The organism is Mucilaginibacter sp. P4_G9 (assembly GCF_056400985.1).
This window is the reverse complement of record NZ_JBFUKF010000546.1, coordinates 1-2,690: the sequence shown is the minus strand read 5'-3', so window position 1 is coordinate 2,690 and position 2,690 is coordinate 1. Positions and strand designations below refer to the sequence as shown.

Here is a 2,690-nt window from a genome sequence, read left to right as displayed (position 1 = left end):
GCGCTCTACCAGGCCCACTTTTGTGCGGTGTTTTTTGGCAAGCGGGGTCATCTCGATAGGGTAATCAGTGATGTAGGTAGGCTGAATAAGGTTATGCTCCACTTTGGCGCTGAAGATCTCATCAATCAGTTTGCCTTTACCCATGGTTGGGTTAACCTCTATCTTAAGCTCGGCACAGGTCTCGCGTAAGGCAGCCTCGTCCATAGCGGATACATCAATGCCTGTATATTTCAGGATAGAATCGTACATTGACAATTTCTCATACGGACCGGCAAAGTTGATCTCGTTACTACCCACATGTACCACCGGGATGCCATGAACGGCTTTGGCAACGGTTTCAAGGCATTCCTCAACCATGGCCATCATCCAGATATAGTCTTTATAAGCCACATAAATTTCCATGGCGGTAAACTCCGGGTTGTGGGTGCGGTCCATACCCTCGTTGCGGAACATTTTGCCAAACTCATAAACACCATCAAAACCGGCAACAATTAAGCGTTTCAGGTAAAGCTCATTGGCTATGCGTAAAAACAATGGCATATCCAGCGTATTGTGGTGTGTAGTAAACGGACGGGCCGCTGCACCACCATGTACGGGCTGCAATATCGGGGTTTCTACTTCCATCCATCCCTGCGCGTTAAAATAGTTGCGCATGCTGCTGATAACTTTGGAGCGGTTGACGAAAATTTGTTTATAAGCCGGGTTAACAGTTAAATCCACATAACGCTGGCGGTAACGCAGCTCGGGATCGGTAAATGCATCGTATATATTGCCCTCGTCATCCCGCCTTACTACAGGCAGTGGTTTTAACGACTTGGACAGCACAATCAGCTCACGTACGTGAACGGAAATTTCGCCGGTTTGGGTTAAAAATACATAACCTTTTATACCTACGTAATCGCCAAGGTCCAGTAGTTTTTTAAATACGGTATTGTATAAAGTTTTATCCTCATCAGGGCAAATATCGTCGCGTTTCAGGTAGATCTGGATCCGCCCGGTTGAATCCTGGATCTCGGCAAAAGATGCACTGCCCATGATGCGGCGGGTCATGATACGGCCCGCGATAACTACATTTTGGTAGGCCTCGGGTTTATTTGCAAAATTATCGGTAATATCCTGTGCCCAGGCGTTAACATCAAAAGCTTCGGCAGGGTATGGGTTAATGCCCAGTGCCCTTAATTGTTGTAAAGATTCGCGGCGAATAATTTCCTGTTCGGATAGTGCAATACTCATGTTTTGAACGGTATTTTAATAAAGTTGCAAAAATAGCGTTTTTAATGAGATTGAAGAAGCCCCCTCTAAATCTCCCCCGGTAGGGGAGGCTTTTATTTTTAAGTCCTCCCTACCGGGGAGGATTTAGGTGGGGCTTTTTGGCAGAGATTTAGAGGGGGCTTCTTTTTTTTCCCTTTAAACAACCTATATTAGCTAACCAATTACCATCCGCAAATGAAAAAAATCTCTCTGATCTTATTATGCCTTATAGCTGTCACCTGCAAAGTATTTAGCCAGGATAGTACAAGTTTATATGATGCCGGTACCAAAGCTGTGCTGGTTGCTAAACAATTTTCATTCACCGAAGGCCCGGCTGTTGATAAAAAAGGCAATGTGTTTTTTACCGATCAGCCTAATGATAAGATCTGGAAGTATGATACCGATGGCAAGCTATCCATCTTTTTAGATAGCGCGGGCCGTAGTAACGGGATGTATTTTGACAAAAAAGGTAACCTTATCAGTTGCGCCGATGAAAAAAATCAGTTATGGTCTATCAGTCCCAAAGGCAAGGTTAAGGTGCTGCTTGCCAATTACAAGGGGCTATTATTTAACGGCCCCAATGATGTTTGGGTACGCCCGGATGATGGCTTGTACATAACCGACCCATACTACCAACGCAATTACTGGACCCGCAAAAAAACCGACCTTGACGGACAAAAGCTCTATTACCTGCCAAAAGGCGGGCATGAAGCTATAATAGTCGACGATAAATTTGTAAGGCCCAACGGCATTATAGGTACGCCCGATGGTAAATATTTGTACGTGGCCGATATTGGCGATAACAAAACCTATAGGTACGAGATTAATAAAGATGGCTCATTAAGTAACCGGACCCTTTTTACCGCACAGGGATCCGATGGGATGACGATTGATGAAAAAGGAGACATCTACCTTACCGGCAAAGGTGTTACCATTTTTAACCCCAAAGGCGAAAAGATAGCACATATAGATATAGATGAACCCTGGACAGCCAATATCTGCTTTGGCGGTAAAAATAAGGACATGCTATTTATAACCGCATCCAAAGCGGTATATACCTTTAAAATGAAGGTAAAAGGAGTGAATTAAGCTTTTTGCTGCAATATGGAAATAATTTGTTGTTGCTCGCGATTGCTTAGCAGATCGCCATCATAATGCCAGGGGCCTGTTTGGGGGAAAGTAATTGTCCCTAAATAGTCCGGGTTGTCTTTATTAGCTAAAGAAGGGCTGGCCTCATCTATCTCCATTTCTTCGGTAAATAGCCGTGATTCATTGTCAACCGATGTTTTGTATATGTTGTATACCCCGGTATTTGCCAGGTTGTGCTTTAATACCGGTTCAATGATGATGCTTCTCGAACTGCCATCAGCGTGCTTTAAATCTACATAAATCGGATTTTTCATAGCTGCATGATTTTTATAGATGATACAATATAATAC

3 protein-coding genes are annotated in these 2,690 nt (G+C 43.8%); 1 reads left to right on the top strand and 2 read right to left on the bottom strand.

The features are described 5' to 3' along the window. Positions 1–1,233: lysine--tRNA ligase (locus tag AC1DPZ_RS25080; protein ID WP_477408623.1), on the bottom strand; the 1,233-nt coding region annotated here is incomplete at its 3' end. 213 nt (positions 1,234–1,446) lie between these two features. Here AC1DPZ_RS25080 and AC1DPZ_RS25075 point away from each other — a divergent pair. Continuing rightward, complete coding sequence (locus AC1DPZ_RS25075; protein ID WP_477408621.1) at positions 1,447–2,340, top strand: SMP-30/gluconolactonase/LRE family protein; 894 nt, start codon at positions 1,447–1,449, stop codon at positions 2,338–2,340. Here AC1DPZ_RS25075 and AC1DPZ_RS25070 read toward each other — a convergent pair. Further along, positions 2,337–2,690 (bottom strand): hypothetical protein (locus AC1DPZ_RS25070; RefSeq protein WP_477408619.1); only part of this gene is annotated, 354 nt, incomplete at its 5' end. The two genes, AC1DPZ_RS25075 and AC1DPZ_RS25070, sit on opposite strands and share 4 nt — an antisense overlap.